This is a genomic window from Vreelandella sp. L-25 (genome assembly GCF_056857535.1).
On sequence record NZ_JBSXNH010000083.1, the window covers coordinates 1 to 2,533 of the forward strand.

2 protein-coding genes are annotated in these 2,533 nt (G+C 62.4%); both read left to right on the forward strand.

Going from position 1 to position 2,533, the window contains the following annotated elements:
* The first annotated feature begins 125 nt into the window (after positions 1–125).
* The gene (gene istA / locus AC13CN_RS13910; protein WP_483053215.1) at positions 126–1,670 is read left to right on the forward strand and encodes an IS21 family transposase; all 1,545 of its coding nucleotides are present in this window, start codon (positions 126–128) and stop codon (positions 1,668–1,670) included.
* Between the two features lie 14 nt (positions 1,671–1,684).
* Complete coding sequence (gene istB, locus AC13CN_RS13915) at positions 1,685–2,440, forward strand: IS21-like element helper ATPase IstB (protein ID WP_022522218.1); 756 nt, start codon at positions 1,685–1,687, stop codon at positions 2,438–2,440.
* Positions 2,441–2,533 lie beyond the last annotated feature (93 nt).

A 2,533-nucleotide genomic window follows, 5' to 3' on the forward strand; every position in this document is an offset into this window, starting at 1 on the left:
TTTTCCGGAATCGCTGGTCACGTTGCCGGAATCATCGGTCACGTTCCCCCGGAATCACATCCAACACGCTGGAATTCTTCAACTTTATTCGGCATACCCTTCTTTTTCATCACGAGGAAGTGCGGATGCCGGCTGCGAGGATTTCCATGCGACAGATCATCGAGGTCTTGCGCCTCAAGCACGAAGTAGGCCTGAGCCACGACCGCATTGCCCGCGCCTGTGGTCTCTCCAAAGGCGTGGTCGGCAAGTACGTCAGCCAGGCCCAGGCGAAGGGCATCACTTGGCCGTTGCCCGAGGATGCTGATGAGGCCTGGCTGGAAGTACGGCTGTTCCCCGTCAAGGCACCGCCCTCACGCTTTGCCGAGCCGGATTACTTCCAGGTCCACCAGGAACTCAAGACCAAGGGCGTTACCTTGCAATTGCTCTGGGCCGAGTACACGGAACGCCACGGCGACAAGGCCTACCGCTACAGCCAATTCTGCCACCACTACCGGCTCTGGCGGGGGCGGCAACGGCGCAGCATGCGCCAGGTTCACCGGGCCGGCGAGAAGGTCTTTATCGATTACTGCGGACCGACCGTGCCGGTGGTGGACCGGAGCACCGGAGAGATGCGTCAGGCCCAGGTCTTTGTCGCCGTGCTTGGCGCCTCCAGCTACACCTTCGCCGAGGCCACCGGGAGCCAGAGCCTGCCGGACTGGATCGCCTCCCACCAACGGATGCTGACGTTCTTCGGCGGGGTGCCGGCACTGCTGGTTCCGGACAACCTCAAGGCAGCGGTCACCAAGGCGGACCGTTACACCCCGAAGATCAACGAGACTTACGCTGAACTGGCTGCTCACTATCAGACGGCGGTGCTGCCCGCGCGTCCCTACAAGCCCAAGGACAAGGCAAAGGCTGAAGCCGCCGTGCTGTTGGTCGAGCGCTGGATCCTGGCCCGGTTACGGCACCAGACGTTCTTCTCTCTGGCCGAGTTGAACGCCGCCATCGCCGCGTTGTTACCAGCGCTGAACCAACGCCCGTTCCAAGGACGGACAGAGAGTCGTCAAAGCCTGTTCGATGCCCTCGACCGACCGGCACTACGACCACTCCCCGCCACGCCCTACACCTACGCCGAGTGGCGTAAGGCACGGCCGGGTATCGACTATCACATCGAGATCGAGAAGCGGCTATACAGCGTGCCCCACGCCCTGGTGGGGGTGAAGCTGGACGTTCGGGTGACCGACACCTCCGTGGAGGTCATGCACAAAGGGCAGCGAGTGGCGCTACATCCTCGTCATGGTAAGGGCCGCTTCGCCACCCTGACTGAACACATGCCTAAATCGCACCAGGCCCATCAGAACTGGTCACCGGGACGGTTCCTGAACTGGGCCAATGACATCGGCCCCGGCACGCTGGGCGTGGTGCAGAAGCAGCTCAAGGATCGGCCTCATCCGGAACATGGTTACCGCGCCTGCCTGGGACTTCTGAGCCTTAGTCGGCGCTACAGTCGTGATCGCCTGGAGCAGGCCTGTGCCCGGGCGCTGGCCATCCACTCCGCCAGTTACCAGAGCATCACCTCGATCCTGAAGCAGGGGCTGGATCAGTTACCGCTGCCGTTGGTCGAGGAGCCACCGGAACTGACCGAGCTGCCGGTTCACACCAACGTTCGCGGCCCCCACTACTACCACTGATCCCGGAGAAACGTATGCTAACGCACAACACCCTCGATACCTTGCGCCACCTCAAGCTGACGGGCATGGGCGATGCCCTGGAACAACAACGCGCTCAACCCGAAACGCATGACCTGGCGTTCGAGGAACGCCTGGCCCTGTTAGTGGATCGGGAGGTGCTGCACCGGGAAAACCGTCGGCTGGACCGGCTGCTCAAGGCCGCCCGCCTGCGCGTGCCGGCGTGCATCGAAGACATCGATTACCGTCATCCCCGGGGACTGGAACGCTCGCGTATGGCGGCCCTGGCGAGCAGCGACTGGATCCGCCAGTCCCTGAACCTGTGCATCACCGGGCCTACCGGTTGCGGCAAGACCTGGCTGGCCTGTGCCCTGGGCAATCAGGCCTGCCGGCAAGGCCTCTCGGTGCGCTACCTGCGAGTGCCGCGCCTGTTCGAGCAGGTGCGCATCGCGCACGGTGATGGTAGCTACGGTCGGCTGATGAACCAGCTGTTGAAGACCAACCTGCTGATCCTGGATGACTGGGGCATGCAGAAGATCACGGCGCAGCAGCGGCAGGACCTGATGGAAGTGATCGAAGACCGACACGGGCGGGGCTCCACCCTCATCGCCAGCCAGTTACCCACGGAGCACTGGCATGACTACATCGGCTCCGCCACGCTGGCAGACGCCATCATGGATCGGCTCCTGCACGGCGCTCACCGACTCAATCTGAAAGGGGAATCACTGAGAAAAACCAACGCACAAAAAACGGAATCGGTTGACCCATCGTGACCGCTCAGCGTACAAAACTCTCTCCAGCGTGAAGGCCGTGTGCAAATCGGTCACGATCACCGTAATGACCGGTCACGTTCGCCGGAATACGCA